The sequence below is a fragment of the Cognatiluteimonas lumbrici genome (assembly GCF_006476065.1).
Classification (GTDB): Bacteria; Pseudomonadota; Gammaproteobacteria; order Xanthomonadales; family Xanthomonadaceae; genus Cognatiluteimonas; species Cognatiluteimonas lumbrici.
The window spans coordinates 1,946,925-1,972,975 of the sequence record NZ_ML636798.1; the positions used below are offsets into that span (position 1 = coordinate 1,946,925).

The following is a 26,051-nucleotide window of genomic DNA, read 5'->3' on the forward strand; positions in this document are numbered from 1 at the left end:
CCGCGGCTAGCTTGGAAGCCTGTGTCGCCACTACATCTTGGGGTTGGTGACGCAGGGCAGGCCCAAGCCTTAGGGGTGGTGGCACAGAACACAACAATGACGCGGCGCCAGCCGCGCACGCGTTATACAGGGAGCGGGTACGGATGAGCACGGTGCGACTCGAGGCGGTATCGGGCATGGACGACGGCATCGACACGGCAACTGCCCGGGATCGCGAGATTCCGATGCAGCCCGCCTCGGTCGACATCTGGGACAAGAAGTACCGCCTCAAGACCAAGGCCGGCGAGCCCGTGGACGCCGACATCGACGGCACCTACCAGCGCGTCGCCCGCGCCCTGGCCGAGGCCGAGCCGACCCCGGAGAAGCGCCGGTACTGGAACGAGCGCTTCGTGTGGGCGCTGCGCCGCGGCGCGATCCCCGCCGGCCGCATCACCTCCAACGCCGGCGCGCTCGAGCACAAGCCCGCCACCAGCACGATCAACTGCACCGTGTCCGGCACCATCGAGGACTCGATGGACGGCATCCTGGACAAGGTCCACGAGGCCGGCCTGACCCTGAAGGCCGGCTGCGGCATCGGCTACGAGTTCTCGACCCTGCGCCCGCGCGGCGCGTTCGTCGCCGGTGCCGGCGCCTACACCTCCGGCCCGATGTCCTTCATGGATATCTACGACAAGATGTGCTTCACGGTGTCCTCGGCCGGCGGCCGACGCGGCGCGCAGATGGGCACCTTCGACGTGTCGCACCCGGACGTGCGCGACTTCATCCGCGCCAAGCGCGAGGACGGGCGCCTGCGCCAGTTCAACCTGTCGCTGCTGATCACCGACGGCTTCATGCAGGCGGTCGAGGACGACGCCGACTGGCCGCTGGTGTTCCCGATCAACAGCAAGGAAGCCGGCGACATCGACCTCGACAACGCCGACCAGGTGGTCTGGCGCGACTGGCCGACCCACCGCAACTACATCACCCGCGACGACGGCATGGTCGCCTGCAAGGTCTACGGCAAGGTCCGCGCCCGGCACCTGTGGGACATGATCATGGTCTCGACGTACGACTACGCCGAGCCGGGCTTCATCCTGATCGACCGCGTCAACGAGATGAACAACAACTGGTGGTGCGAGACCATCCGCGCCACCAACCCCTGCGGCGAGCAGCCGCTGCCGCCCTACGGCGCCTGCCTGCTGGGCTCGGTCAACCTGACCAAGTTCGTGCGCCACCCGTTCACCGCCCAGGCCGAGTTCGACTGGGAGGAGTACAAGGAAGTGGTGCGCGTGTTCACGCGCATGCTCGACAACGTGGTCGAGGTCAACGGCCTGCCGCTGGAGCAGCAGCGCGCCGAGATCATGCGCAAGCGCCGCCACGGCATGGGCTTCCTCGGCCTCGGCTCGACCGTGACCATGCTGCGCATGAAGTACGGCTCGAAGGCCTCCTGCGAGTTCACCGAGCGCATCGCCCGCGAGATGGCCGTGGCCGGCTGGGAGATGGGCCTGGAGCTGGCCCGGGAGAAGGGCCCGGCGCCGATCATGGACGAGACCTTCGAGGTCACCGCCGAGATGCTGCGCAAGCGCCCGGAGATGAAGAAGGACGGCTGGAAGGTCGGCCAGCAGATCGCCGGCAAGGTCCTGCACGCGCGCTACAGCCGCTACATGCAGCAGGTGGCCACGGTCGCCCCGGAGCTGGTGGCGGAGCTGGCCGAGACCGGCGCCCGCTTCACCCACCACAGCTCGATCGCGCCCACCGGCACGATCTCGCTGAGCCTGGCCAACAACGCCTCCAACGGCATCGAGCCGAGCTTCGCCCACCACTACAGCCGCAACGTGATCCGCGAGGGCAAGAAGTCCAAGGAGAAGGTGGACGTCTGGTCGTACGAGCTGCTGGCCTACCGCGAGCTGGTCAACCCGAAGGCGATGCCCTTCGCCGAGGACCCCGGCGCGCGCCTGCCGGACTACTTCATCGCCGCCGACGACATCACCCCGAAGGAGCACGTGGACGTCCAGGCCGCCGCCCAGAAGTGGGTGGACTCCTCGATCTCGAAGACCGCCAACGTCCCGACCGACTACCCCTACGAGGACTTCAAGGACATCTACCGCTACGCCCACCAGCAGGGCCTGAAGGGCTGCACCACGTTCCGCTTCAACCCGGCCGCCTTCCAGGGCGTGCTGGTCAAGGAGCAGGACCTGGCGAACACCCTGTACCGGTTCGAGCTGGAGGACGGCAGCGTGGTCGAGGTCAAGGGCAACGAGCAGATCGAGTACGACGGCGAGCTGCACACCGCCGCCAACCTGTTCGACGCCCTCAAAGAGGGCTATTACGGGAAGTTCTGAGCCGTCAAAAAAATGCTTGCAGGGGGCCCGGATCGCGCTACATTCCGCGATGCGGGCGCCCCGCCCGCAACAGACCTGACGAGGAAGCACCATGAGCAACGGCAACGGGGTCGCGACGACCCTGACCAGCGCCGCCGACAACGCCGCGGATGCGGTGAAGGCGATCGGCGCCAAGGTCTCCAAGACGGCCGGCAGTGCGGTGAAGTCGGCGAGCAAGACGGCGAAGAAGGCCACCACCAAGGCGAAGAAGGCGGTCGGTTCGGTCAAGAAGAAGCTGGCCACCGCGAGCGCCAACGCCAAGAAGGAAGCCAGCGCGCTGAAGGCGAAGAAGACCGGCAAGAAGGCGGCGAAGAAGTCGACCGCGAAGAAGGCCGGCGCCAAGAAGGCCGGCGCGAAGAAGGCGGCGAAGAAGTCCACCGCCCGCAAGTCGGCCGCGAAGAAGTCGACCGCCCGCAAGGCGACGGCCAGGAAGTCGGCAGCCAAGAAGTCGACCGCCCGCAAGTCGGCGGCGAAGAAGTCGGCGGCCCGCAAGGCGCCGGCGCGCAAGGCCACGAAGAAGGCCGCGCCGAAGAAGGCGGCCCGCAGGAAATAGCTGTAGGAGCGGCGCTAGCGCCGCGACCGGCACCACCGCCCCTCCCGGACAAAACCCGGGAGGGGCATCCAAACGGAACACAGGACCAGCACCATGGCCGTCAGGATCGACAAGAAAATCAAGGGTTACGCCGTCGTGAAGCCGGAGGAGAAGGGCAAGGCCAAGGCCGACGCCGTGTCCCGCGCCGAGGCCGAGTCGGAACTGCCCGCCGACAACGTGATCCAGATGCACGAGCGCATCGAGCGCCCGGAGGTCCTGGTCGGCAGCACCTACAAGATCAAGTCGCCGCTGGTGGAGCACGCCATGTACGTGACCATCAACGACATCGTGCTCAACGCCGGCAGCGAGCACGAGCAGCGCCGCCCGTTCGAGATCTTCATCAACTCCAAGTCCATGGAGCACTTCCAGTGGATCGTCGCGCTCACCCGGATCATGTCCGCGGTGTTCCGCAAGGGCGGCGACGTCACCTTCCTGGTGGAGGAGATGAAGGCGGTGTTCGACCCCAAGGGCGGCTACTTCAAGGCGGGCGGCGTGTACATGCCCTCGCTGGTGGCCGAGCTCGGCAGCATCGTCGAGGAGCACCTCAAGTCCATCGGCATGATCCACGACCCCGAGATGAGCGAGGAGCGCCGCGCGCTGATCGCCGAGAAGCGCGCCGCCTTCGAGGCCCGCTCAAAAAAAAACGCTGAAGTGAGCCCCGCGCCCGCCGCGGGCGACGACGAACGCGACAGCGAGAGTGTCTCGGTCACCGGCGACGGCGCCAGCTTCCCGCCCTCCGCCACCATGTGCCACAAATGCAGCACCAAGGCCGTGGTGATCATGGACGGCTGCGCGACCTGCCTGAATTGCGGCTATTCCAAGTGCGGGTAGGATGCCTGTAGGAGCGGCGCTAGCGCCGCGACCCGTCCGCTGTCACACGACGAAGGAGGCGCACCATGAGCAACCACGTCTACAAGTCCCTGGAACTGACCGGCTCGTCGAAGACGGGCAGTGACGACGCCATCCGGGTCGCGATCGAGAAGGCCTCGGAGAGCGTGCGCGACATCCGCTGGTTCCAGGTGCTGGAGACCCGCGGGCACGTCGAGGGCGGGAAGATCGCGCACTGGCAGGTGACCATCAAGGTCGGGTTCGCGGTCGACTGACCGGGTCGCGGCGCTAGCGCCGCTCCTACAGTCACTTGCGGTAGACCCAGTGGCGGGAGAGCAGGAAGCCGACGACGCCGAGGCACAGCTCGACGCCCGGTTTGGCCAGCCACGCCCACTTCAGGCCCAGGTAGTCGTCGATGACGCCGACCGACCAGGTGCTGACGATGGTGGTGCCGATCCACATGGCGACGAAGCGTGCTAGCTGGGTGCGGCCGATCGCGGTGTCGTCGCCGGCGAAGGTCAGCTTGCCGTTGAGCCAGTAGCCGAGCAGGGCGCCGGCGACGCGGCCGCAGATGTTGGCCGGCTCCACGCGCATGCCGTAGTGGCTGAGCAGCACCATCACGCCCCAGTCCACCAGCCACTGGATGCCGCCGATGAGCAGGTAGTGGCGGGCGTGGCGGCCGAGGCTCAAGGCGCGCCCCCCGGCGGAATCCGCCACCACTCCGTGTTGCCGACCGTCATCTCGCGCGTCGCGCCCATCCGTTCCAGCCCCTTGCGCCGCGCGGGCGGCAGCGCCTCCGGCGCAAGGATGACCTCGGCGATGTGTTCGTCGCGCAACAGCCGCGCCCAGGCGTCGCCGCTCGGGTCCGCGTCGGCCTGCGCCGCCGCGGCGTGCAGGCGCGGCGCATACCACTCGACCGTGCGCCCGCGGCCGGCGAGCTCGGCGTGGAACGGGTGCGTCAGCAGTAGCACCGCGCCGCTGTCGGGCGCGCGTTCGCGGATCGCCGCGACCAGCAGCCGCTCGGGGGCGTAGCGCTCGAGCAGCGGCGCGTCGGCGCCGGCCGCCTTGAACGCGCGCTTGTGGATGCCCAGGTGCAGCAACCAGTAGGCGTTGGCCTGGAACAGCAGGTTCAATGCGCACAGGCCGGCGACCAGCCAGCCGGCGCGGATGCGCGGCAGCGCGCGTTGCAGCGCCAGCACCAGCGCCGGCAGCAGCAGGGCGATGCCCGGGTGCAGGTAGCGCGCGTACTGCAGCGGCAGCAGCGGCAGCGCGATCGCCAGCGTCGCGCAGACGGCGAGTCCGCGTGCGCGGCGGTCGGCGAACGCCAGCAGCCACGCGCCGGCGAGCGCCACCAGCGCGAAGCCGAGCGCGCCGTTCCAGCCCTCGAGGTAGTCCGAGGTCCGGAAGGTCAGCGACCACGGCAGCGCCGGGTCCAGGCCCTGCTGCCAGCGCGCGTCGTTGAAGCCCGTGTCCGGGAACAGCGGCGAGCGGAACACGTCGTTGAGCAGCGGCAGCACCGGGTTGCCGGTGCTCGCCCAGGCGTAGGCGTAGCTCGAGCCGCCGACGGCGACGAATGCGGCGACTGCGAGCGCGAACGCGCCGACGCCGGGCAGGACGCCGCGTTGCCGCCAGAGGGCCCACAGGACCAACGGCGTGGCCGCGATGCCGTGCATCGGCTTGAGCGCGAACAGCAGGCCGTACAGCAGCGCACCGAGCAGCAGCCGGCGCGGCAGGCGGTCGTCGAGCACCACCACGGCAAGCGCCAGCGTGACCGCCACCGCCGGGGTCTCGGTCTGCATGCTGCCGAGCAGCCCCGCCGTCAGCGGCAGCGACGCGTACAACGCGACCACGGCCCAGCGCAGTGCGGGCACCAGGCCCAGCAACGCGCCCAGCCGCCACAGCGCACCCGCGGCGGCCGCCAACCAGGCCAGGTTGAGCGGCCCGCGCGACTCGGCGTGCGCGACGACCTGCGGGATCGCCTGCAACACGTCGCCGGCCCACGGCGCCAGCGACCACACCTGCTGCGAGACGTCGAGCGCGTAACGGCCGTGCAGCATCAACTGCCAAGGCAGGCCGAGGTGGTAGGCGAGGTCGTCGTACTGCATCGTCGGCGGCCAGCTCCCGGCCGAGGCGAGGCCGAGGGCCAGCACGGTCCAGGCGGCCGCGCGCGGCGACGCCGACACCGCGGTCCGCCAGCCGTCGCGGGCAACCGACAGCGACGCAGCCAACGCACGCCAGCGCAGCGCCACCAGCAGCAGCAGTGCCGCTAGGTAGGTCCAGCGCCCGTGCATCGGCAGCGGCAGCGTCCACCCGACCACGGTCGCGAGCAGCGCCATTCCCGCGAGCCAGGCCATGGCCGGATGCGCAACCGTGCCGGCGACCGCGCTCCCGGCGGCGAGCGCTGGCGCGGCCAGCAGCACCACCGCCAGCGTTGGCAGGATGCCCGCCATCGCCACCGCGACCAGCGCGAACACCAGCAGCAACCCGCTCGCCCACGACCAGCCGGCGAACCTGCGCAGCCCCCACGCCGGCAGCACCGCCAGGCCCGCGAGCAGCAGGCTCTCGGCCGCGCGTCCGGCCGGCAGGTGTTCCCACATCCGCGTGAGCACGAAGCCGGCGACGCACAGCAGCACGCCGGCCCAGATCGTGGCCTCGGCAAGGCGGGGTCGGTGGAAGCGGACGACGGCGGTCTGCGGCACCGGCGCATCCTAGCAGGCGCCACCCGGATAGAATCGCGGTCACATCGCATCGCCGCGCCGCCGCATGGGAGCCCGCATGACACCACCGCTGCACGTCGTGATCCTCGTCGCCGGCGAGGGCAAGCGGATGAAGTCGGCGCTGCCCAAGGTGCTGCAGCCGGTGGCGGGGCGCCCGATGCTGGCGCACGTCATCGACACCGCGCGCGCGCTGTCGCCGTCCGCGATCCACGTCGTGCACGGCCATGGCGGCGCCCAGGTGCGCGCGGCCTTCGCCGGCGACGCCGACCTGTCGTGGGTCGAACAGGCGCAACAGCTCGGCACCGGGCACGCGGTGCAGCAGGCGTTGCCGGCGATCCCCGCGGGCTCGCGCGTGCTGGTGCTGTATGGCGACGTGCCCCTGATCACCGCCGACACGCTGCGCAAGCTGCTGGCCAGCCCGGGCGCGCTCGCGGTGCTCGCGGCCGAGCTCGACGATCCCACCGGCTACGGGCGCATCGTCCGCGACCCGCAGGGCAACGTCGAGCGCATCGTCGAGCAGAAGGACGCCGACGACGCCCAGCGCCGCATCGGGCTGGTCAACACCGGCGTGATCGTCGCCGACGGCAACGCGCTCGGACGCTGGCTCTCGGCGCTGCGCAACGACAACGCGCAGGGCGAGTACTACCTCACCGACGTGTTCGCGCAGGCGGCCGCGGAGTACTGCGCCGCGGAGATCGTGGTGGTCGGCGATCCGATGGAGACCGAGGGCGCCAACGATCCCTGGCAGCTGGCGCAGCTCGAGCGCGCGTTCCAGCGCCGCGCGGTGCGCGAGCTCTGCCTGCAGGGCGCGCGGGTGGCGGACCCGGCGCGCGTGGACATCCGCGGGCGCGTCAGCGTCGGGCGCGACGTGTCGCTGGACGTGGACGTCGTGCTCGAGGGCGAGGTCGAGCTCGGCGACAACGTCAGCATCGGCCCGTTCTGCCGCCTGAAGGACGTGCGCCTGGCCGCCGGCACGGTGGTGGCCGCGCACTGCGACCTGGAGGGCGCGCGCAGCGAAGGCGCCGCGGCGATCGGCCCGTACGCGCGCCTGCGGCCCGGCACCGTGCTCGCGGAGGGCGTGCGCGTCGGCAACTTCGTCGAGACCAAGAACACGGTCATGGCCGAGGGCAGCAAGGCCAACCACCTCAGCTACCTCGGCGACGCCAGCGTCGGGCGCAAGGCCAACATCGGCGCCGGCACCATCACCTGCAACTACGACGGCGTGAACAAGTCGCGCACCAGCATCGGCGACGGCGCCTTCATCGGCTCCAACAGCGCGCTGGTGGCGCCGGTCGAGATCGGCGAGGACGCCACCATCGGCGCCGGCTCGGTGGTCACCCACGACGCGCCGGCCGGCAAGCTCACCGTCGCCCGCGGCCGCCAGTCCACCATCGAAGGCTGGCAGCGGCCGAAGAAGCGCTAGCGCCGGCCCAGGCGCAGGGCGTTGGCGACGACGGACACCGAGCTGAGGCTCATCGCCAGCGCCGCCAGCATCGGGCTCAGCAGGATGCCGAACGCGGGGTAGAGCACGCCGGCGGCGACCGGCACGCCGATCGCATTGTAGAGGAAGGCGAAGCCCAGGTTCTGCTTCATGTTGGCCACGGTCTCGGCCGAGATCCGCCGCGCCTCCGCGATCCGGCGCAGGTCGCCCTTCACCAGCGTCACCTGCGCGCTCGACATCGCCACGTCGGTGCCGGTGCCCATGGCGATGCCGACGTCCGCGGCGGCCAGCGCCGGGGCGTCGTTGATGCCGTCGCCGGCCATCGCCACCACGTGGCCCTCGGCCTGCAGCCTGCGCACCAGCGCGACCTTGTCGGCCGGCGTCACCTCGCCGTGGGCCTCGTCGATGCGCAGCGCGCGCGCGACCGCGTTCGCGGTGCCTTCGGAGTCGCCGGTGGCCATGACGATGCGCATGCCTTCCCCGCGCAGCGCGTCGAGCGCCGCGGGCGTGCTGTCCTTGACCGGGTCCGCGACCGCGATGGCGCCGAGCAGCGCACCGTCGGCGGCGAGGAACATCACGCTGGCGCCCTCGCCGCGCAGGGATTCGGCCTGCTCGTTGAGCGCGCCGACCTCGATGCCCGCATCCCGCATCAACGTGCGGTTGCCCAGCAGCAACTCCCGGCCCTCGACGCGGCCGCGCACGCCTTGGCCGGTGACCGACTCGAAGTCGTGCACGGCGGACAATCCCAGCTCGAGCCGGCGCGCCTCGGCGACGATGGCGTCGGCGAGCGGGTGTTCGCTGCCCTGGTCGAGGCTGGCGGCCAGGCGCAGCACGGTGGTGGCGTCCTGGCCGGCGGCTGGAAGCACCTCGCGGAACGCGGGGCGGCCCTCGGTGAGGGTGCCGGTCTTGTCCACCACCAGCGTGTCCACCGTGCGCAGGCGCTCGATCGCCTCGGCGTCGCGGAACAGCACGCCGGCGCCGGCGGCGCGGCCGCTGGCGACCATGATCGACATCGGCGTAGCCAGGCCCAGCGCACAGGGACAGGCGATGATCAGCACCGACACCGCGTTGAGCACCGCCCAGGTCCACGACGGCTCCGGCCCGAACAGGCCCCAGCCGAGCAGGGTCAGCAGCGCCACCGCCAGCACCGCGAGCACGAACCAGAACGACACCTTGTCGGCCAGGCGTTGCATCGGCGCGCGCGAGCGCTGCGCCTGCGCCACCAGCTGCACGATCTGCGCCAGCACCGTGGCGGAGCCGACCTGGTCGGCGCGCATCACCAGCGCGCCGGTGCCGTTGAGGGTCGCGCCGATCAGGCGGTCGCCCTCGCCCCGCGCCACCGGGATCGGTTCGCCGGTGAGCATGGATTCATCGACGCTGGAGCGGCCCTCGAGCACGGTGCCGTCCACCGGCACCTTCTCGCCCGGGCGCACGCGCAGGCGGTCGCCGACGTGCACGTGCTCCAGCGGGATGTCCTCCTCGCTGCCGTCCTCGCGGATGCGGCGCGCGGTCTTCGGCGCCAGCCCGAGCAGTGCCTTGATCGCGGCCGAGGTCTTCGAGCGCGCGCGCAGCTCGAGCAGCTGCCCGAGCAGGGTCAGCGACACGATCACCGCGGCCGCCTCGAAGTAGACGCCGACCCGCCCGTGCTCGTGGAAGGAGGGCGGGAACAGCCCGGGCGCGAGCGTCGCGACCACGCTGTACAGGTAGGCGGCGCCGACGCCGGTCCCGATCAGCGTCCACATGTTCGGGCTGCGGTTGCGGATGGACTGCAGCCAGCGCTCGAAGAACGGCCAGCCGGCCCACAGCACCACCGGCGTGGCCAGCACCAGCTCGAGCCAGGTGCGGGTGGTGGCGTCGCCGATGCCGAGCGCGTCGCCGAACATCGCCAGCACGAACACCGCCGCGGTCAGCGGCAGCGTCCACCAGAAGCGGCGGCGGAAGTCGACCAGCTCCGGATTCTCGCCTTCGTCCAGGGAGGGCATCTCAGGTTCCAGCGCCATGCCGCACTTCGGACACGTGCCCGGACCTTCCTGGCGGACCTCGGGGTGCATGGGGCAGGTGTAGATGGCGCCGGGGACCGCCGCCTCGGGCTCCCCGGCGCGCGGCGACAGGTACCTGCCGGGATCGGCGATGAACTTCTCGCGGCAGCGCGGGTTGCAGAAGTGGTACTCGACGCCGTCGTGCACGTGGTGGTGCGGTGTCTTCGCCGGGTCCACGGTCATGCCGCAGACCGGATCGGTGGCGGTGACGGCCGCGCCGCTGCCGTGGTCGCGGTGGGCGTGGGGGTCGGTCATTGGTCGTCTCCGGAAAGGGTCCCGAGGATCGGGCAGTGCTCGAGTTCGCCGCGGCCGGGGCACGATGCGACCAGCACCTCCAGTCCACCGCGGATGCGCTGCAGTTCCGCGATCCTCGCGTCCACGTCGTGCAGCTTGGCCTCCGCTGCGCGCTTCATCCCGGCCATGTCGGCCCCGCGCCGCTCGGACAGGGCGAGCAGCTCCCCGATCTCGGACAAGGTGAAGCCCAATGCCTTGGCGCGGCGGATGAAGCGCACGCGCTCCACGTCGGGCGCGGCGTACCGGCGATAGCCGGAAAGGGTGCGCTCCGCCTCGGGCAGCAGGCCCTGCCGCTCGTAGTAGCGCACGGTGTCGATGGCCACGCCGGCCTCTCGCGCAAGCTCTCCGATCTTCATGGCGTCCGGCTCCGGACCGCCCGCAGCGGGGCAATGGAGCCATTCTGCACCTTGGACCATGGTCCAGAGTCAAGCCGTGAATGTGGCTTCCACCTTCGTGGTCCTACTGTTCCGGCAACTGCCCGAGGGAGAGCGCGGGATGGAGACTGGCAAGCAGAAGCAGGCGACGACGATGTGGCGCAAGTTCGCCGCGATGATCGCGACGTCCACCGTCGTCATGTTCTTCCTGATGTACCAGCTGGTCTACAGCGTCGACCACGCCCTGTTCAGCATCAACCGCCTGGTCGCCTCGCTGGTGATGGGCTGCGTCATGGCCGTGGTCATGCTCGGCTTCATGTGGTCGATGTACGAGGGCCGCGCGAAGAAAATCGCGGTGGTCGCCGTTGCCTCGCTGCTCGGGATCGCCTTGCTGCTGGTCAACAGGAGCCAGGCGCTGGTGGGCGACGTCGCCTTCATGAGCGCCATGATTCCGCACCACTCCATCGCCATCAACAACGCCCGCAAGGCCGGCATCAGCGATCCGCGGGTGCGCGAGCTGGCCGACGGGATCATCACGTCCCAGGTCCGCGAGATCGCCGAGATGGAACTGCTGATCGAGGATATCCGCCGCAACGGGGAGCGCGGTCGGACCGCGCTCCCCCCGGTTTCCGCCGAACCCACCGCGCGGATGCAGCGCGAAGCGGAGCAGGCGGTGCGATAGGTGGATCGCGCCCGGCTGCGTTCAGTGCCGGGCGTACGGCGTGGTGCTGCCGTCGTTGGCCACCAGTTCGACCGTGTAGGGCTGGGTGCGGCCGTCCGGCGTCTCCATCCCCGGCGAGCCCATCGGCATGCCCGGGAGCACCAGGCCCCTGGCATCCGGGCGTTCGGCGAGCAGCCGCTTCACGTCCGCGGCCGGCACGTGCCCTTCGATGAGGTAGCCGTCCACGATCGCGGTGTGGCAGGAGCCCTTGCCGGGCGGCACGCCGGCGCTGGCCTTGACCGGGCCCATGTCGGCCTCGTTGCGCGCCTCCACCGGGAAGCCGGCGTGGCGCATGTGCTCGATCCAGGCGTTGCAGCAGCCGCAGTACGGATCCTTGTGCACGACCACCAGCGGCAGCGCGGCCTCCGCGGAGGCGGATGCGTCGGCGCCAGCCGCGGCGGGAGCGGGGGCAGCCGCTGCGGAGGCCTCCGGTGCGACGGCCTCCGGAGCGGGAGGCTGCGAGCAGCCGAGCAGGGCGACGGCGAGCAGGACGGCGAGGGTCGAAGTCATCGTGTTCATCCTGTTCAGAACCAGAAGCGGACGCCCGCGACCACGCGGGTGTCATCGGTGGGATGGCCCCCGGCCCGCCGCAGGTCGGCGGTGTTGCCGAAGGCGCGTTCGTGCGCGATGCCGACATAGGGCGCGAACCGGCGCGTCACCTCGTAGCGTAGCCGCAGGCCCGCCTCGACGGTGGCCAGGCCGGCGCCAAGGCCGCGCTGCGGATCGCTCCGGCCCCAGGCTTCGGCCCCGGCCTGCCACTGCAGGACCAGGCGGTTGGTCAGCAGGGTGTCGTACTCGGCCTCGACGGCGAGGCCGGCCTGGCCGTGGTCGCCGAGGTAGGCAGTGGCCTCGACCTCGAACTTCTGCGGCGCCAGGCCGATCACGCCGATCGCGGCATAGGTGCGCGAGGGGCCGTCCCCGACGTCGTGGCGCACGCCGACCACGCCGTCCCACCAGCGCGAGACGGCGCGGCCGTAGAACAGCTCGAGGTTGGCCGCTTCGACGCGGCCGTCCGCGGCCTCGCCCTCGCTGCGCAGCCAGGCGCGGTCGAGGTCGGTGCCGATCCACGCCGAAGCCTCCCAGGCCAGCGGGTCGTCGCCGGCGTCGGAAGTCTCGAGCCGGTCCACCAGCACGAAGGAGTGGATGTCGTCGTGCACCGCGTGGCCCGACAGCCCGGCCGGGAACGCGGCCGCGCGGTCGGCGTCAGTGAGCGGCGGGATCGGCTCGCGCGGGAGCTGTTCCGACGGCGGTGCATGCGCGTCGTGCTGCGTATGCTCCGCGTGCTCCGTCTGTTGTGCGTGCTGCGCATGGCCGGCGTGCTGAGCGAACGCCGGCGTCGACAGGGCCGCCAGCGCGGCCACCAGCAGGGTCTGGCGCATGGCGTTCATTCCACCACCTGCACTTCGCGGAACATGCCTGCTTCCATGTGGTACAGCAGGTGGCAATGGTAGGCCCAGCGGCCGAGTGCATCGGCGCGCACGCGGTAGCTGCGCTTGCTGCCCGGCGGCATGTCCACGGTGTGCTTGCGCACCATGAACCGGCCGGCTTCGTCCTCCAGGTCGCTCCACATGCCGTGCAGGTGGATCGGGTGCGACATCATGGTGTCGTTGACCAGCACGATGCGCAGGCGCTCGCCGTAATTGAGCCGCAGCGGTGCGGCATCGGCGAACCTGAGCCCGTCGAACGACCAGGCGAAGCGCTCCATGTGGCCGGTGAGGTGCAGCTCGACGGTGCGCCCGGGTTCGCGGCCGTCGGGATCGGCGAACGTGCTCTTCAGGTCGGCGTAGCGGAGCACGCGACGGCCGTTGTCGCGCAGGCCGATCCCGGGGTCGTCGAGCTTCGGTTCGGGGGTCATGGTCTGCATGTCCACCAGCGGATTCCCGGTTTCGCTGGCCGGATGCTGCTGCATGCCGGCTGCGCCATGGTCCATGCCGGCCATGCCGTGCATCGAATGCTCCATGCCGCCGTGGCCCATGTCCGCCATGGTCAGGATCGGGCGCGGGTCCGGCGCCGGCACCGGCGCGCGCAGGCCTTCGCGCACGGCGAGCGTGCCGCTGACATGCCCGGTGCGACCCAGGTCCTGCGCGAAGATGGTGAACGCGTCCTGCCCCGTCGGTTCGACGATCACGTCGAAGGTCTCGGCGGTGGCGATGCGGAACTCGTCCACGGTCACCGGGTGGACGTACTGGCCGTCGGCGGCGACCACGGTCATCTTCAGCCCGGGGATGCGCACGTCGAAATGGGTCATCGCCGAGCCGTTGATGAAGCGCAGCCGCACCTTCTCGCCGGAGCGGAACAGCCCGGTCCAGTTGCCGAGCGAGGTGGTGCCGTTCATCAGGTAGGTGTAGGTGTTGCCGTTGACGTCCGAGAGGTCGGTCGGGGTCATCCGCATCGCGCCCCAGGCCTTGCGGTCGCGCAGGGTGGCGGCCAGGCCGTCCTCGCGGACGTCGCGCAGGAAGTCGCCGACCGTGCGCTTGGACAGGTTGTCGTAGTCGGAGCGCTTCTTGAGCCGGTCGAACAGGTCGGCGGGATCGAGGTCGGTCCAGTCGCTGAGCAGCACCACGTAGTCGCGGTCGCAGGCGAACGGCTCGGGCTCCAGCGGGTCGATGACCAGCGGCCCGTACAGCCCGGCCTGTTCCTGGAAGCCGGAGTGGCCGTGGTACCAGTAGGTGCCGGCCTGGCGCACGTCGAAGCGGTAGTGGTAGGCCTCGCCGGGCTGGATGCCGTCGAAGCTCAGCCCGGGCACCCCGTCCATGTTGGCCGGCAGCAGGATGCCGTGCCAGTGGATCGAGGCCTGGCGGCCGTGGATGGAGCCGGGCGGCAGCGCGTTGCGCACGCGCAGATTGACCGTCGTGCCTTCGCGCCAGCGCAGCAGCGGCGCCGGGATCGAGCCGTTGACGGCGATGCCGGTTCGCACGCGCCCAGTGAAGTTGGCGGCGACCTCGCCGATGGACAGGTCGAACTCGGTGCCGGCGAGCACCTGCGGCTGGCCGGGGGACTTGAGCGCCCAGCCCGGCTTCGGCCACAGGCCGAGCGCGGCGACGGCGCCGCCAGCGGCGAGGCCCTGGACGAAGCGGCGTCGGGACATGTGCGGCAGCGCGTCGGCGCGCTGCCAGGGTACGTTGGACATCGGAAGCTCCGGAAGCGTCATTTGCCGGCCTGGGCCGGGCACGGGCGCGCCGCGGGACGGGCACGCCGGAGGGCGCCGTGGGCGCCTGGGGAACGCTTAGCCGATGGGAGGTCGGACCGGTTGCGCCAGCGCGGTGCTGGCGTGGCCGCGGTCGGGCGCTGTCCGCAAATCCGCCGGTGCCCACGCGCCGGCCGCGGGCAGGGCCGGCGGCTGCAGCGCATGCGCGAAGCCGGTGCAGGTGCTGCAGTCGTCGCCGCAGCAGTCGGGCGCCGGCGCGGAGGGCTGTCCGTCGTGGTCCATGCCGCCGGCCCCGGGTTCGTGGCAGTCGGTGGCGTGGGAGGATTGCTGCGCCATCGCGCCGTGCATCCCGGCCGTATGCAGCGTGCCCGCCACGGCCGCGCCCGCCACGTTCAACAGGAACAGCGTAGCCAGCAGGATCCGGAACAGGGCGTGCCGCGGGAGCATGCGTGGAATCTACCGCACAACGGGGTGCGGTGGATGACCCGATTGTCATCGGGACTGAAACAGTGAATGCCAGGAATCGGCCTTTGTACCGCCGGCTGCGCTCCCAATCTCCTTCGGGCGACATCCATCGCAACAGTCACAGAAGGAGCTCCAACAATGCGCAACTCCCCCATCCTCGCCGCCTCGGTCCTCGCCATCGCCCTGGGCGCGGCGTCCTTCGGCGCCAACGCCGGCAATCCCGACGGCTTCTACGTCGGTGCCGGCGCGGGCCAGTCCATGATCGACGAGGACTTCGCCGATGACGAGGACTTTGCCTACCAGGTGTTCGGCGGCTACCAGTTCAACCGCTACCTCGGTGCCGAGGCGGCCTATACCGACTTCGGCAAGGTCGACCTGGCCGACAACGTCGGCGAGCTCGAGGCCGACACCTGGTCGCTGGTGCTGGTGGGCACCGTGCCCTTCACCGAGAAGTTCTCCGGCTACGTGAAGGCGGGCTTCCACGACTGGGACGCCGAGCTGGGTGTTCCGGACATCGGCTTCGCCGACGACAGCGGCACCGACCCGACCTACGGGCTGGGGCTGCAGTACCGCTTCACGGACAACGTCTCCCTGCGCGGCGAGTACAGCCGCTTCGAGATGGACGACGTCGACGTCGACCTGGCGCAGCTGCAGGTGCGATTCGACTTCTGAGTCGCGTCCCCGACGCGGCGATCCGCGGAGGCCGGTCCGGTTTTGGGCCGGCCTCTTCTATTCCACGGTGACCGATTTCGCCAGGTTGCGCGGCTTGTCCACGTCGGTGCCGCGCGCCAGCGCGGCGTGGTAGGCCAGCAGCTGCACCGGGATCGCGTGCACGATCGGCGACAGGATGCCGGCGTGGCGCGGCGTGCGGATGACGTTGACCTGCTCCGACTCGCCGAACTGGCTGTCGGCGTCGGCGAACACGAACATCTGGCCGCCGCGCGCGCGGACTTCCTGGATGTTCGACTTCACCTTCTCCAGCAGGCTGTCGTTGGGCGCGATCACCACCACCGGCATCGCGTCGTCCACCAGCGCCAGCGGCCCGTGCTTGAGCTCGCCCGCGGGGTAGGCCTCGGCGTGGATGTACGAGATTTCCTTGAGCTTGAGCGCGCCCTCGAGCGCGATCGGGTAGTGCATGCCGCGCCCGAGGAACAGCGCGTGGTCCTTGGGTGCGAACAGTTCCGCCCAGGCCACGATCTGCGGTTCCAGGTTGAGCGCGTGCTGGATGCTGCCGGGCAGGTGGCGCAGGCACTCCAGCAGCTCGTCTTCCTGCCGTGCGTCGAGGCGGCCGCGCAGCTTGGCGAGGGTCGCGGCCAGGGTGAACAGCGCCACCAGCTGGGTGGTGAAGGCCTTGGTCGAGGCGACACCGATCTCGGCGCCGGCGCGGGTGTAGTGCACCAGCCGGCTGGCGCGCGGGATCGCGCTCTCGGGCACGTTGCAGATGGACAGCGTGCGCGACTGCCCGAGTGACTTCGCGTACTTGAGCGCCTCCATGGTGTCGAGGGTCTCGCCCGACTGCGAGATCGTCACCACCAGCTGCTTCGGGTTGGCGACCACCTGGCGGTAGCGGTACTCGCTGGCGATGTCCACGGCGCAGGGCAGGCCGGCCAGCGCCTCGATCCAGTAGCGCGCGGTGAGGCCGGCGTAGTAGCTGGTGCCGCAGGCGAGGATCTGCACCGCCTCGATGCCCTCGAGCACGCCGGCCGCGTCCTTGCCGAACAGCTCGGCGGAGAACGCATTGTCGTCCATCAGCGCCTCGATGGTGTCGGCGACCGCGCGCGGCTGCTCGTGGATCTCCTTCTGCATGAAGTGGCGGTACGGGCCGAGCTCGAGCGAGGCCAGCGACACGTCGGACACGTGCACCTCGCGCTCGACCGGGGCGCCGTCGGCGTCGAAGATGCGCACCGCGTCGCGGGTCAGTTCGGCGGTGTCGCCTTCCTCCAGGAAGATCACGCGGCGGGTGGACGACACGATCGCCGAGACGTCGGAGGCGACGAAGTTCTCGCCGTCGCCGAGCCCGACCAGCAGCGGGCAGCCCATGCGCGCGGCGACCATGGTGCCGGGGTCGCGCTTGTCGATCACGGCGATGGCGTAGGCGCCGTGCAGCTCGCGCACCGCCTGCTGCAGCGCGCCGACCAGGTCCGCGCCCTGCGCGCGGTAATGGTGGATCAGGTGGGCGATGACCTCGGTGTCGGTCTGCGACTCGAAGGCGTAGCCGAGCCCGCGCAGGCGCTCGCGCTGGGCCTCGTGGTTCTCGATGATGCCGTTGTGGACGAGCGCGAGTTCGCCGTGGCTGATGTGCGGGTGCGCGTTGTCCTCGGTCACGCCGCCGTGGGTCGCCCAGCGGGTGTGGCCGATCCCGAGCGTGGCGCTGAAGCCTTCGGCGGCCGCCGCGGACTCCATCTCGGAGACGCGCCCGGTGCGGCGCACGCGGCGTACGCCCGTGTCCGCGACCACGGCGATGCCGGCGGAGTCGTAGCCGCGGTACTCGAGCCGTTTGAGGCCCTCGATGAGCACCGGGACCACGTCACGGCCAGCGATCGCGCCGACGATTCCACACATGGCAAGCCACCTTTCTTCGCGGACTGGAAGTGTAGCGGGTCAGGCAGCGCCGGACTGTCCGCGCCGGTGTCCGGACGGTGTCCGCGGACACCCGGCCAAGTCGTGTTCGCCGCGCCAGTGCAACGTTTCCGGCTTGGCACGCATCCTGCTTCCTGGAACGGCAGGACGCGACAGCAAGGGGACACACCAACGATGGGCATCCGCGACACCTCGGGCCAGGACCGGCCCGTCGCCGCTTCCTCGGCCGCCGGGCGCCAGCGCCGGCAATGGCTGGCCTACGCCGGCGGCGGCGCGCTGGTGCTGCTGCTGGCCGGCTGGCTGCTGTCCGGCTGGGCCGCCGGCAGCCGCTCGGTGGACGCCTCGCGGCTGCGCATCGCCGAAGTCAGGCGCGGCGACCTGGTGCGCGACATTTCCGCCGAGGGCCGCGTGATCGCGGCCAACAGCCCGACCCTGTACGCGGTCGCCGGCGGCACCGTGACCCTGCACGTGGTCGCGGGCGACGTCGTGGAGAAGGGCGACGCGCTGGCCGAGATCGACAGCCCGGAACTGCGCAGCCGCCTGGCGCAGGAAGAGGCGACGCTTGCCAGCCTCGAGGCCGAAGCCAGCCGCGCCGCGCTCGACGCGCAGCTGGCGCGTTCGGCCGCGCGGCGCACGCTCGACCAGGCCCTGATCCAGCGCCAGGCCGCCGCGCGCGACCTCGAGCGCAACACCCGCGCCTACGAGGGCGGCGCCGTCGCCCAGGTGGACGTGGCGCGCGCCGAGGACGCGCTCAAGAGCGCCGAGATCGGGCTCCAGCACGCGCGCCAGGACAGCGCCCTGCAGGATCGCGGCGCCGGCCTCGACGTGCGCAACAAGAAACTGCTGGCGGACCGCCAGCGCGCGGTGGTCGCCGAGCTGCAGCGCCAGGTGGACGCGCTGACCCTGCGCGCGCCGTTCGACGGCCAGGTCGGCCAGGTGCAGGTGCAGCAGCGCGCCAACGTCGCCCAGAACGCGCCGGTGCTCGGGGTGGTCGACCTGACCCGCTTCGAGGTCGAGATCCGGGTGCCGGAGAGCTTCGCCCGCGACCTCGCCATCGGCATGCCGGCGCAGCTCGCCAGCGGCCGCGGCGAACCCTTCGCCGCCGAGGTCTCGGCGGTGTCGCCGGAGGTCGTGAACGGCGAAGTCACCGCGCGCCTGCGCTTCAAGGACGGGCAGCCGCCCGGCCTGCGCCAGAACCAGCGCATGTCCGCGCGGATCCTGCTCGACACCCGCCGCGACGTGCTGATGGTGGACCGCGGCCCGTTCCTGGAACAGGGCGGCGGCGCCAGCGCCTGGGTGATGGACGGCGACGTCGCCGTCAAGCGTCCGATCCGCACCGGCGCCAGCAGCCTGGGCGCGGTGGAGATCGTGGAAGGACTGCAGGAAGGGGACCGCGTCGTGGTCTCCGGCAGCGACCTGTTCGGCGATGCCGAGCGCGTGGTCGTCAACTGAAAACCAGAGAAGAGGACACCCCCATGCTCGAGATGCGCCAGGTCAGCAAGGTCTACCGTACCGAACTCGTCGAAACCCACGCGCTCCGGGCGCTGGACCTGCACGTGCGCGACGGCGAGTTCGTCGCGGTCACCGGCCCCTCGGGCTCGGGCAAGACCACCTTCCTCAACATCGCCGGCCTGCTGGAGACCTTCACCGGCGGCGAGTACCTGCTCGACGGCGAGGACGTGCGCGGCCTCTCCGACGACGCGCGCTCGAGGCTGCGCAACCGCAAGATCGGCTTCATCTTCCAGAGCTTCAACCTGATCCCGGACCTCAACCTGTTCGACAACTGCGACGTGCCGCTGCGCTACCGGGGCATGAACGCGGCCGAGCGTCGGCAGCGGATCGAGCAGGCGTTGTCGCAGGTCGGCCTCGGCTCGCGCATGAAGCACTATCCGTCCGAGCTGTCCGGCGGCCAGCAGCAGCGCGCCGCGATCGCGCGTGCGCTCGCGGGCAGCCCGCGCCTGCTGCTGGCAGACGAGCCGACCGGCAACCTCGACTCGCAGATGGCGCGCGGGGTGATGGAGCTGCTGGAGGAGATCAACGAGCAGGGCACCACCATCGTCATGGTCACCCACGATCCGGAGCTGGCCGCGCGTGCGCAGCGCAACGTGCACATCGTCGACGGCATGGCCACCGACCTGAGCGTGGAGCCGACCCTGCTGCGCGTCGCCTCGGCCTCGCTGGCCGAGTCCAACGGCTGAGGAGGCCGCCCGCATGTTCGCCTACTACTTCGATCTGGCGTTGCGCAGCTTCCGCCGCAACAAGGCACTGACCGCGCTGATGGTGCTCGCCATCGCCCTGGGCATCGGCGCCAGCATGACCACGCTGACCATCTTCCACGTGCTCTCCGGCGACCCGATCCCGCAGAAGAGCGACCAGCTCTTCTACGTCCAACTCGACCCGGGCTCGATGGACGGCTACGTTGCCGGCGAGGAGCCCGAGGAGCAGATGACCCGCTACGACGCCGAGGAACTGCTGCGCCAGGCGCGCGGCGACCGCCAGGCGATGATGACCGGCGGCAGCGTGGCGATCGAATCGCAGAAGGAGGGCTTGGCGCCGTTCTACGCCGACGCCCGCTACACCAGCGCCGACTTCTTCCCGATGTTCGAGCTGCCGTTCCTGTACGGCAATGGCTGGAGCGCGGAGCAGGACGCGGCGCGCGCGCGGGTGGCGGTGATCAGCAAGGCGCTCAACGACAAGCTGTTCGACGGCGAGGACAGCACCGGGCGCACGGTGCGCTTCGGCGGCGCCGACTTCCGCGTGGTCGGCGTGCTCGACGCGTGGCGCCCGGTGCCCAAGTTCTACGACCTCAACGCCGGCCGCTACGGCGAGGCGGAACAGGCCTACGTGCCGTTCTCGACCTCGCGCGACCTGCGCATGGACCGCAACGGCAGCATGAACTGCTGGCGCAGCGGCGCCAACAGCGACGACCCCGAGGGCGAGACCGGCGTCAACGCGCCCTGCACCTGGATCCAGTACTGGGTCGAGCTCGACACGCCCGCCGAGGCCGAGGCATACCGGCAGTACCTGGTCGACTACTCCGACCAGCAGCGCGCCGCCGGCCGCTTCCAGCGTCCGACCAACGTGCGCCTGCGCAGCGTGATGGAGTGGCTCGACTACAAGCGCGTGGTACCCAGCGACGTGCGCATGCAGGTGTGGCTGGCGTTCGGCTTCCTGCTGGTGTGCCTGCTCAACACCGTCGGCCTGCTGCTGGCCAAGTTCATGCGTCGCGCCAGCGAGATCGGCGTGCGCCGCGCGCTCGGCGCCTCGCGCCGCGCGATCTTCGCGCAGTGCCTGGTCGAGGCCGGCACCGTCGGCCTGGCCGGCGGCCTGCTCGGCCTCGGGCTCGCCCAGCTCGGCCTGTGGGCGATCCGGCAGCAGCCGACCGGCTTCGCCGACATCCTGCACCTGGACGCATCGATGCTGCTGACCACTTTCGCGCTCGCGATCCTGGCCAGCGTGCTCGCCGGGCTGCTGCCGGCCTGGCATGCCTGCCAGGTGGCGCCCGCGATCCAGCTCAAGTCGCAGTAAGCACCGGAGAACGACATGGAACTGCGCCCCATCCTTTCGACCCTGCGCCGGCACAAGACCGCATCGGCGCTGATCGTGCTCGAGATCGCGCTGAGCTGCGCGATCATCTGCAACGCCATGTTCCTGATCGGCGGGCGCCTCGAGCGCATGGACCGCCCGACCGGCCAGGCCGAGGACGAGATCGTCCGCATCCAGATCACCGGCATCGGCCAGGACGACAACGCCGCCGCCCTGACCGCCACCGACCTGGCCGCGCTGCGCGCGCTGCCGGGGGTGAAGTCGGCCAGCGTCACCAACCAGCTCACCTTCGGCGGCAGTTCCTGGAACAGCGGCGTCAACCTCACCCAGGAACAGACCCAGGTAAACCTCAGCAGCAGCACCTACCTCGGCGACGAAAAGCTGCCGGAGACGCTTGGGCTGCAGCTCGTTTCCGGCCGCTTCTTCACCGCCGACGAAATGGTCGACTGGGACGCGTTCAGCGCCCCGGGCGCCAACCTCGCGGTACCGGTGTCCATCATCACCCGCGACATGGCCGAGGCGTTGTGGCCGGGCGAGGATCCGCTCGGCAAGACCTACTACAGCTGGGGCGAGGGCGGCACGCGCGTGGTCGGGGTGGTGGACAAGCTCGCGCGCCCGAACGAAATGGGCGGCCCCGCGCAGTACTACTACTCGAGCATCCTGCCGCTCCGGATCCCGTTCAACGTGGGCGGCAACTACGTGCTGCGGGTGGATCCGGATCGCCGGGCGGAAACCCTCGACGCCGCGGAGCAGGCACTGCTGCGCAACGGCCCCAACCGCATCATCCTCGAGAAGCAGACGCTCGAGGAGATGCGCAGCGACTACTATCGCCAGGACCGGGCCATGTCCTGGATGCTGGTGATCGTGAGCGTGCTGCTGCTGGTGGTGACCGCGCTCGGCATCGTCGGCCTGGCCAGTTTCTGGGTCGCGCAGCGGACCAAGCAGATCGGCGTGCGGCGCGCGCTCGGCGCCACCCGCGGCCAGGTGCTGCGCTACTTCCAGCTCGAGAACTTCGTGCTGGCCACGGCCGGCATCGTGCTCGGGATGATGCTGGCCTACGGCCTCAACCAGCTGATGATGGAACGCGCGGAACTGCCGCGGCTGCCGGCGATCTACCTGCCGGTCGGCGCCCTGGTGCTGTGGCTCCTGGGCCAGCTCTCAGTCTTCGGCCCCGCCCGCCGCGCCGCCGCCGTCCCCCCCGCAGTCGCGACGAGGAGCGTGTAGGGCCTTAAGCTTCGTCCATGCCCACCGTCCTCGTCATCGACGACAACCCCGCCGTAGCCACCGCGCTGGAAACCCTGTTCTCGCTGCACGACATCGAGACCCGCGCGGCGCCGTCGCCGGAGGACGGCCTCGCGCTGCTCGCGCGCGAGCCGGTGGACCTGGTGGTGCAGGACATGAACTTCCAGGCCGACACCACCTCGGGCGAGGAGGGCGCGGCGCTGTTCGCACGCATCCGCGACCGCCACCCCGACCTGCCGGTGATCCTGCTGACCGCGTGGACCCAGCTCGAATCGGCGGTGGAGCTGGTGCGCGCCGGCGCCGCCGACTATCTGGCCAAGCCCTGGGACGACCGCAAGCTGCTGGCCACGGTCAACAACCTGCTGGAGCTGTCGGAGGCGCGCCGCGAACTCGCGCGCATGCAGCAGGGCGAGCGTCGCCGGCGCAGCGCGCTGGAACGCGACCACGACCTGCGCGGCTTCGTGTTCGCCGATCCCGCCAGCGAGCGCCTGCTGGCGCTGGCGGTGCAGGTCGCGCGCTCCGAGCTGCCGGTGCTGGTCACCGGCCCGAACGGCGCCGGCAAGGAGAAGGTCGCCGAGATCGTGCACGCGAACTCGGCGGTGAGGGACGGCCCCTTCGTGGCACTCAACTGCGGCGCGATCCCGGCCGACCTGGTCGAGGCCGAACTGTTCGGGGCCGAGGCCGGCGCCTACACCGGCGCCCAGCGCGCGCGCGAAGGCAAGTTCGAAGCGGCCGACGGCGGCACCCTGTTCCTGGACGAGATCGGCACGCTGCCGCTGGCCGGCCAGGTGAAGCTGCTGCGGGTGCTGGAGACCGGCCGCTTCCAGCGCCTCGGCGGCAATCGCGAGCGCCAGGTCAGGGTGCGCATCGTCAGCGCGACCAATGCCGACCTGCCGGCGCTGATCGCCGAGGGCGGGTTCCGCGAGGACCTGTTCTACCGCCTCAACGCGGTCGAGCTGCGGCTGCCGCCGCTGGCCGAACGCCCCGACGACATCCTGCCGCTGGCGCGCCACTTCCTGCCGCCCGGCAAGCAGCTCGGCGAGGACGCCGCGCGCGTGCTGCGCGCGCATGCCTGGCCGGGCAACGTGCGCGAATTGCGCAACACCGTGCAGCGCGCGGCACTGCTCGCGGCCGGCGACACGATCGCGGCCGCGGACCTCGGCCTGCCGAAGCCGGCAGCGGCCTGCGCCACGAGCGACGAGCCCGACCGCGCCGCGATCGAGGCCGCGCTGGCGCGGGCCAATGGAGTGGTGGCGCAGGCAGCCGCGGACCTGGGGCTGTCGCGGCAGGCCCTCTACCGGCGGCTCGACCGCCTGGGCCTGGAGCGTCCCGGCGCGGGGCGCGGCTGAGATGCGCTGGCGCCAGCGGCTGCCGCTGCGCCTGCAGTTCGCGGCGCTGGCGCTGCTCTACGTGGCCGCGGCGGCCGGACTCGCGCTGCTGCTGTCGCAGTGGCTGCGGCCGCCGTGGGCGGCGTTGCTCGCGGTCGCGCTGCTGGCGCCGCTCTTGCTGTACCACGTGCAGCGGCTGTTCGCGCCGATGCGCGCGCTGTTCCGCGCGCTCGCCGGCAGCGTCGCCAGCTACCGCGACGGCGACTTCGCGTTCGGGGTCAACTGGGACGGCCGCGACGAACTTGGCGAACTGGTGGCCAGCCACAACGCACTCGGCGACGTGCTCCGCGAGCAGCGGCTGGCGCTGGTGCAGCGCGAGCTGCTGCTGGACACGATGGTGCAGAACACGCCGGTGGCGATGGTGCTGGTGGATCCGTCGCGCCGGGTGGTCCACGGGAACATTGCCGCGCGCAAGCTGCTGGGCGATGGCCATCGGCTCGAAGGCAGGCACTTCGAGACGCTGCTCGAGGGCACGCCCGACGCGGTACGCGAGGCGTTCTCGCGCGGTGGAGACGGCATGTTCACCGTCGGCGAGGACGACGCAGAGGAGATCTTCCACCTCGCGCGGCGCCAGTTCCGGCTCAATGGCCGGCGCCACGAACTGGTGCTGCTGCGCCAGCTCACCGCCGAGCTGCGCCGCCAGGAGGTGCAGACCTGGAAGAAGGTGATCCGCGTGATCAGCCACGAACTCAACAACTCGCTGGCGCCGATCGCCTCGCTCGCGCACTCCGGCGCGGAACTGCTGCGCCGCGGCCAGCTCGAGCGCCTGCCCACCGCGCTGGCCACGATCGAGGAGCGCGCGCGCCACCTCGAGGGCTTCATCCGCGACTACGCGCACTTCGCCAAGCTGCCGGCGCCGCGGCTGCAGCCGGTGGAGTGGCGGCGCTTCATCGCGCAGCTGCGCAGCCAGGTGGAGTTCGTGGCCGAAGGCGGCAACGACGACCGCATCGGCCGCTTCGATCCGGCGCAGCTGGAACAGGCGCTGCTCAACCTGCTGAAGAACGCGCACGAATCCGGCTCGCCGGCGCACGAGGTGAAGCTGGTGCTGCGCCGCGCCGGCGAAGGCTGGCGACTCGAGGTGCTCGACCGCGGCAGCGGCATGAACGAAGCGGTGCTCTCGAACGCGCTGCTGCCGTTCTATTCCACCAAGCGCCACGGCACCGGCCTCGGGCTTGCGCTCGCGCGCGAGATCGCGGAGGCGCACGGCGGCCGCATCGCGCTGCTCAACCGCGACCGCGGCGGGCTCTGCGTCGCGATCCACCTTCCTGACTAGGGCACGCCTCCGCCTAACGCCTGTTTAGCTTCGGGCTCACGTTGGCACTACCGCCGATCGCGCAGTCTCGTAGTCGCCGGCACACCTCCCCCACGCCGGTTCACGACAAAGGAGAAGCGAGATGGCGAACAACCAGAATCGACAGGACAACCAGCAGGGCAAGCATGCCCAGCAGGGCCAGGACAACATGCGCAAGGAAGGCCAGGGCCGGCAGGGCAGCAGCCAGGGCAGCCAGGGCAGCAACCAGCAGTCCAGCCAGGGCAGCAACCAGCAGTCCCAGCGCCGGGACCAGGGCCAGAACCGCTGACGTGCGGTAACGGAACGGGCCGGAGGTCACCCTCCGGCCCGCTCTTTTTCCAGGATTTTCCAGGCTTCGCCTAGCAGGAGCGACGGCCGTCGCGGACCGGTGTCCCCGTCGTGCCGGCCGCGGCGGTTCGCCGCTCCTGCGCTTCGCTACTGCTTGAGCTTGGTCAGGACCGCCTTGGCCCCGGTCTTGGCGGCCGCGGCGGCGATCACGGTGGCGGCTTCGGGCGACTGCTTCCAGGCTTGGTACTCCTCGTCCATCTGTGCGCGCTCCTCGGCGGTGAACAGCTCGCGCGCCATCTTGAACATCGTCTTCTCTTCTTCCTTGGCGTGGTGGTCGATCTGCTCGCCGAAGACCTTGGCGCGCCCGGCGAACATCGGGGTGTCGAAGTCGGCCGCGTGAACGTCCGGCATCACCGTCTGCTCGACCGCGCGGTGCTCCTGGATGGCCTCGGCGTGGGTCTTGAGGCCGTCGCGGTTGGCGCGTTCGGCGAAGCGCGGGTAGAACACGCTCTCCTCCCACTTCGCGTGCGGCAGCAGGTTCTCGTCGATCTTGCGCAGCAGTTCGTTGCGGGTCTTGACGCCGCGGTCGGTGGTGGACTCCATCTCCTTGAAGAGGGCACGCAGCTGGTCGTGTTCGTCCTTCAGGGTCTTGAGGATGTCGCGCGGCATGGTGGAACTCCTGTACGTGTCGTGGGGAGCCCCAAGCCTGTGCCGCGCGCGGTGGAAATGCCGTGAAC

At 70.8% G+C, this 26,051-nt stretch carries 24 protein-coding genes; 14 read left to right on the top strand and 10 right to left on the bottom strand.

All coding sequences use genetic code 11. The features are described from left to right. Positions 1-143 precede the first annotated feature (143 nt). The 4 genes from E4F25_RS09435 to E4F25_RS09450 all read left to right on the top strand — a co-directional run bounded on the left by E4F25_RS09435 (position 144) and on the right by E4F25_RS09450 (position 4,055). On the top strand, positions 144-2,321 hold the full coding sequence (locus tag E4F25_RS09435) for an adenosylcobalamin-dependent ribonucleoside-diphosphate reductase (RefSeq protein ID WP_140909889.1): 2,178 nt from the start codon (positions 144-146) through the stop codon (positions 2,319-2,321). 91 nt (positions 2,322-2,412) lie between these two features. Then, on the top strand, positions 2,413-2,913 hold the full coding sequence (locus tag E4F25_RS09440) for a hypothetical protein (RefSeq protein ID WP_140909890.1): 501 nt from the start codon (positions 2,413-2,415) through the stop codon (positions 2,911-2,913). Between the two features lie 93 nt (positions 2,914-3,006). Further along, positions 3,007-3,783, top strand: a complete 777-nt coding sequence (locus E4F25_RS09445) for a TSCPD domain-containing protein (RefSeq protein ID WP_140909891.1) — start codon at positions 3,007-3,009, stop codon at positions 3,781-3,783. A 65-nt stretch (positions 3,784-3,848) separates the two neighbouring features. After that, a complete protein-coding gene (locus E4F25_RS09450) occupies positions 3,849-4,055 on the top strand; it encodes a dodecin (protein ID WP_140909892.1) in 207 nt (68 codons plus the stop codon). A 31-nt stretch (positions 4,056-4,086) separates the two neighbouring features. Here E4F25_RS09450 and E4F25_RS09455 read toward each other — a convergent pair whose 3' ends face one another. Next, on the bottom strand, positions 4,087-4,470 hold the full coding sequence (locus E4F25_RS09455) for a GtrA family protein (RefSeq protein WP_246069842.1): 384 nt from the start codon (positions 4,468-4,470) through the stop codon (positions 4,087-4,089). Continuing rightward, positions 4,467-6,479: a hypothetical protein gene (locus E4F25_RS09460; protein ID WP_140909893.1), complete on the bottom strand. Its 2,013-nt coding sequence runs from the start codon at positions 6,477-6,479 to the stop codon at positions 4,467-4,469. The genes E4F25_RS09455 and E4F25_RS09460 overlap by 4 nt, the downstream gene beginning before the upstream one ends. Positions 6,480-6,555: 76 nt before the next feature. Here E4F25_RS09460 and glmU point away from each other — a divergent pair, with 76 nt between their 5' ends. Next, positions 6,556-7,920 (top strand): bifunctional UDP-N-acetylglucosamine diphosphorylase/glucosamine-1-phosphate N-acetyltransferase GlmU, encoded by a 1,365-nt coding sequence (gene glmU / locus E4F25_RS09465; protein ID WP_140909894.1) that lies wholly within the window; start codon positions 6,556-6,558, stop codon positions 7,918-7,920. Here the strand turns inward: glmU and E4F25_RS09470 are convergent. Together E4F25_RS09470 and E4F25_RS09475 are read right to left on the bottom strand one after the other, a co-directional pair. Then, positions 7,917-10,232 (bottom strand): heavy metal translocating P-type ATPase, encoded by a 2,316-nt coding sequence (locus E4F25_RS09470; protein WP_140909895.1) that lies wholly within the window; start codon positions 10,230-10,232, stop codon positions 7,917-7,919. The two genes, glmU and E4F25_RS09470, sit on opposite strands and share 4 nt — an antisense overlap. Further along, positions 10,229-10,627 (bottom strand): heavy metal-responsive transcriptional regulator, encoded by a 399-nt coding sequence (locus E4F25_RS09475; protein WP_140909896.1) that lies wholly within the window; start codon positions 10,625-10,627, stop codon positions 10,229-10,231. Before E4F25_RS09475 ends, E4F25_RS09470 begins: the two co-directional genes overlap by 4 nt. Before the next feature lie 76 nt (positions 10,628-10,703). Here E4F25_RS09475 and E4F25_RS09480 point away from each other — a divergent pair, with 76 nt between their 5' ends. Next, entirely contained in the window at positions 10,704-11,327 is a 624-nt protein-coding gene (locus tag E4F25_RS09480) for a DUF305 domain-containing protein (protein WP_246069843.1), read from the top strand. A gap of 21 nt (positions 11,328-11,348) precedes the next feature. On the opposite strand, the gene E4F25_RS09485 is transcribed toward E4F25_RS09480, so the two are convergent. The 4 genes from E4F25_RS09485 to E4F25_RS09500 form a co-directional block, all read right to left on the bottom strand. After that, complete coding sequence (locus tag E4F25_RS09485) at positions 11,349-11,876, bottom strand: DUF411 domain-containing protein (protein ID WP_407062812.1); 528 nt, start codon at positions 11,874-11,876, stop codon at positions 11,349-11,351. Positions 11,877-11,890: 14 nt separating this feature from the next. Further along, a complete protein-coding gene (locus E4F25_RS09490) occupies positions 11,891-12,745 on the bottom strand; it encodes a copper resistance protein B (RefSeq protein WP_140909897.1) in 855 nt (284 codons plus the stop codon). 5 nt (positions 12,746-12,750) lie between these two features. Continuing rightward, positions 12,751-14,496: a copper resistance system multicopper oxidase gene (locus tag E4F25_RS09495; protein WP_140909898.1), complete on the bottom strand. Its 1,746-nt coding sequence runs from the start codon at positions 14,494-14,496 to the stop codon at positions 12,751-12,753. 96 nt (positions 14,497-14,592) lie between these two features. Then, the gene (locus tag E4F25_RS09500; RefSeq protein WP_140909899.1) at positions 14,593-14,961 is read right to left on the bottom strand and encodes a CopL family metal-binding regulatory protein; all 369 of its coding nucleotides are present in this window, start codon (positions 14,959-14,961) and stop codon (positions 14,593-14,595) included. Between the two features lie 156 nt (positions 14,962-15,117). On the opposite strand from E4F25_RS09500, the gene E4F25_RS09505 reads away from it, so the two are divergent. Further along, positions 15,118-15,651: an outer membrane beta-barrel protein gene (locus E4F25_RS09505; protein WP_181168258.1), complete on the top strand. Its 534-nt coding sequence runs from the start codon at positions 15,118-15,120 to the stop codon at positions 15,649-15,651. A 57-nt stretch (positions 15,652-15,708) separates the two neighbouring features. Here the strand turns inward: E4F25_RS09505 and glmS are convergent, their stop codons facing one another. Further along, positions 15,709-17,541: a glutamine--fructose-6-phosphate transaminase (isomerizing) gene (gene glmS / locus E4F25_RS09510; RefSeq protein ID WP_140909901.1), complete on the bottom strand. Its 1,833-nt coding sequence runs from the start codon at positions 17,539-17,541 to the stop codon at positions 15,709-15,711. A 192-nt stretch (positions 17,542-17,733) separates the two neighbouring features. On the opposite strand from glmS, the gene E4F25_RS09515 reads away from it, so the two are divergent. From E4F25_RS09515 to E4F25_RS09545, 7 genes are all read left to right on the top strand, one after another. Then, positions 17,734-19,011, top strand: coding sequence for an efflux RND transporter periplasmic adaptor subunit (locus E4F25_RS09515; RefSeq protein WP_140909902.1), 1,278 nt, complete (start codon positions 17,734-17,736; stop codon positions 19,009-19,011). A 23-nt stretch (positions 19,012-19,034) separates the two neighbouring features. Next, positions 19,035-19,757, top strand: coding sequence for an ABC transporter ATP-binding protein (locus E4F25_RS09520; RefSeq protein ID WP_140909903.1), 723 nt, complete (start codon positions 19,035-19,037; stop codon positions 19,755-19,757). Between the two features lie 13 nt (positions 19,758-19,770). Beyond that, positions 19,771-21,087, top strand: a complete 1,317-nt coding sequence (locus tag E4F25_RS09525) for an ABC transporter permease (RefSeq protein ID WP_140909904.1) — start codon at positions 19,771-19,773, stop codon at positions 21,085-21,087. A 15-nt stretch (positions 21,088-21,102) separates the two neighbouring features. Further along, positions 21,103-22,329 carry an ABC transporter permease gene (locus tag E4F25_RS09530; protein ID WP_140909905.1) on the top strand — a complete coding sequence of 409 codons (1,227 nt, stop codon included), beginning with the start codon at positions 21,103-21,105 and terminating at the stop codon, positions 22,327-22,329. A 17-nt stretch (positions 22,330-22,346) separates the two neighbouring features. Beyond that, positions 22,347-23,696, top strand: a complete 1,350-nt coding sequence (locus tag E4F25_RS09535; protein WP_140909906.1) for a sigma-54-dependent transcriptional regulator — start codon at positions 22,347-22,349, stop codon at positions 23,694-23,696. Between the two features lies 1 nt (position 23,697). Further along, positions 23,698-25,008: a sensor histidine kinase gene (locus E4F25_RS09540; RefSeq protein ID WP_140909907.1), complete on the top strand. Its 1,311-nt coding sequence runs from the start codon at positions 23,698-23,700 to the stop codon at positions 25,006-25,008. 121 nt (positions 25,009-25,129) lie between these two features. After that, positions 25,130-25,315 (top strand): hypothetical protein, encoded by a 186-nt coding sequence (locus E4F25_RS09545; protein WP_140909908.1) that lies wholly within the window; start codon positions 25,130-25,132, stop codon positions 25,313-25,315. Between the two features lie 146 nt (positions 25,316-25,461). On the opposite strand, the gene E4F25_RS09550 is transcribed toward E4F25_RS09545, so the two are convergent. Then, positions 25,462-25,983: a hemerythrin domain-containing protein gene (locus E4F25_RS09550; RefSeq protein WP_140909909.1), complete on the bottom strand. Its 522-nt coding sequence runs from the start codon at positions 25,981-25,983 to the stop codon at positions 25,462-25,464. Between the last annotated feature and the right edge of the window lie 68 nt (positions 25,984-26,051).

Excerpts from the sequence above, each read along its gene's own strand:
- E4F25_RS09435 (WP_140909889.1), top strand. The coding sequence starts at position 144 with ATGAGCACGGTGCGACTCGAGGCGGTATCGGGCATGGACGACGGCATC.
- E4F25_RS09440 (WP_140909890.1), top strand. The coding sequence starts at position 2,413 with ATGAGCAACGGCAACGGGGTCGCGACGACCCTGACCAGCGCCGCCGAC.
- E4F25_RS09445 (WP_140909891.1), top strand. The coding sequence starts at position 3,007 with ATGGCCGTCAGGATCGACAAGAAAATCAAGGGTTACGCCGTCGTGAAG.
- E4F25_RS09450 (WP_140909892.1), top strand. The coding sequence starts at position 3,849 with ATGAGCAACCACGTCTACAAGTCCCTGGAACTGACCGGCTCGTCGAAG.
- glmU (WP_140909894.1), top strand. The coding sequence starts at position 6,556 with ATGACACCACCGCTGCACGTCGTGATCCTCGTCGCCGGCGAGGGCAAG.
- E4F25_RS09470 (WP_140909895.1), bottom strand. The coding sequence starts at position 10,232 with ATGACCGACCCCCACGCCCACCGCGACCACGGCAGCGGCGCGGCCGTC.
- E4F25_RS09475 (WP_140909896.1), bottom strand. The coding sequence starts at position 10,627 with ATGAAGATCGGAGAGCTTGCGCGAGAGGCCGGCGTGGCCATCGACACC.
- E4F25_RS09485 (WP_407062812.1), bottom strand. The coding sequence starts at position 11,876 with ATGACTTCGACCCTCGCCGTCCTGCTCGCCGTCGCCCTGCTCGGCTGC.
- E4F25_RS09490 (WP_140909897.1), bottom strand. The coding sequence starts at position 12,745 with ATGCGCCAGACCCTGCTGGTGGCCGCGCTGGCGGCCCTGTCGACGCCG.
- E4F25_RS09495 (WP_140909898.1), bottom strand. The coding sequence starts at position 14,496 with ATGTCCAACGTACCCTGGCAGCGCGCCGACGCGCTGCCGCACATGTCC.
- E4F25_RS09500 (WP_140909899.1), bottom strand. The coding sequence starts at position 14,961 with ATGCTCCCGCGGCACGCCCTGTTCCGGATCCTGCTGGCTACGCTGTTC.
- E4F25_RS09505 (WP_181168258.1), top strand. The coding sequence starts at position 15,118 with ATGCGCAACTCCCCCATCCTCGCCGCCTCGGTCCTCGCCATCGCCCTG.
- glmS (WP_140909901.1), bottom strand. The coding sequence starts at position 17,541 with ATGTGTGGAATCGTCGGCGCGATCGCTGGCCGTGACGTGGTCCCGGTG.
- E4F25_RS09515 (WP_140909902.1), top strand. The coding sequence starts at position 17,734 with ATGGGCATCCGCGACACCTCGGGCCAGGACCGGCCCGTCGCCGCTTCC.
- E4F25_RS09520 (WP_140909903.1), top strand. The coding sequence starts at position 19,035 with ATGCTCGAGATGCGCCAGGTCAGCAAGGTCTACCGTACCGAACTCGTC.
- E4F25_RS09525 (WP_140909904.1), top strand. The coding sequence starts at position 19,771 with ATGTTCGCCTACTACTTCGATCTGGCGTTGCGCAGCTTCCGCCGCAAC.
- E4F25_RS09530 (WP_140909905.1), top strand. The coding sequence starts at position 21,103 with ATGGAACTGCGCCCCATCCTTTCGACCCTGCGCCGGCACAAGACCGCA.
- E4F25_RS09535 (WP_140909906.1), top strand. The coding sequence starts at position 22,347 with ATGCCCACCGTCCTCGTCATCGACGACAACCCCGCCGTAGCCACCGCG.
- E4F25_RS09540 (WP_140909907.1), top strand. The coding sequence starts at position 23,698 with ATGCGCTGGCGCCAGCGGCTGCCGCTGCGCCTGCAGTTCGCGGCGCTG.
- E4F25_RS09545 (WP_140909908.1), top strand. The coding sequence starts at position 25,130 with ATGGCGAACAACCAGAATCGACAGGACAACCAGCAGGGCAAGCATGCC.
- E4F25_RS09550 (WP_140909909.1), bottom strand. The coding sequence starts at position 25,983 with ATGCCGCGCGACATCCTCAAGACCCTGAAGGACGAACACGACCAGCTG.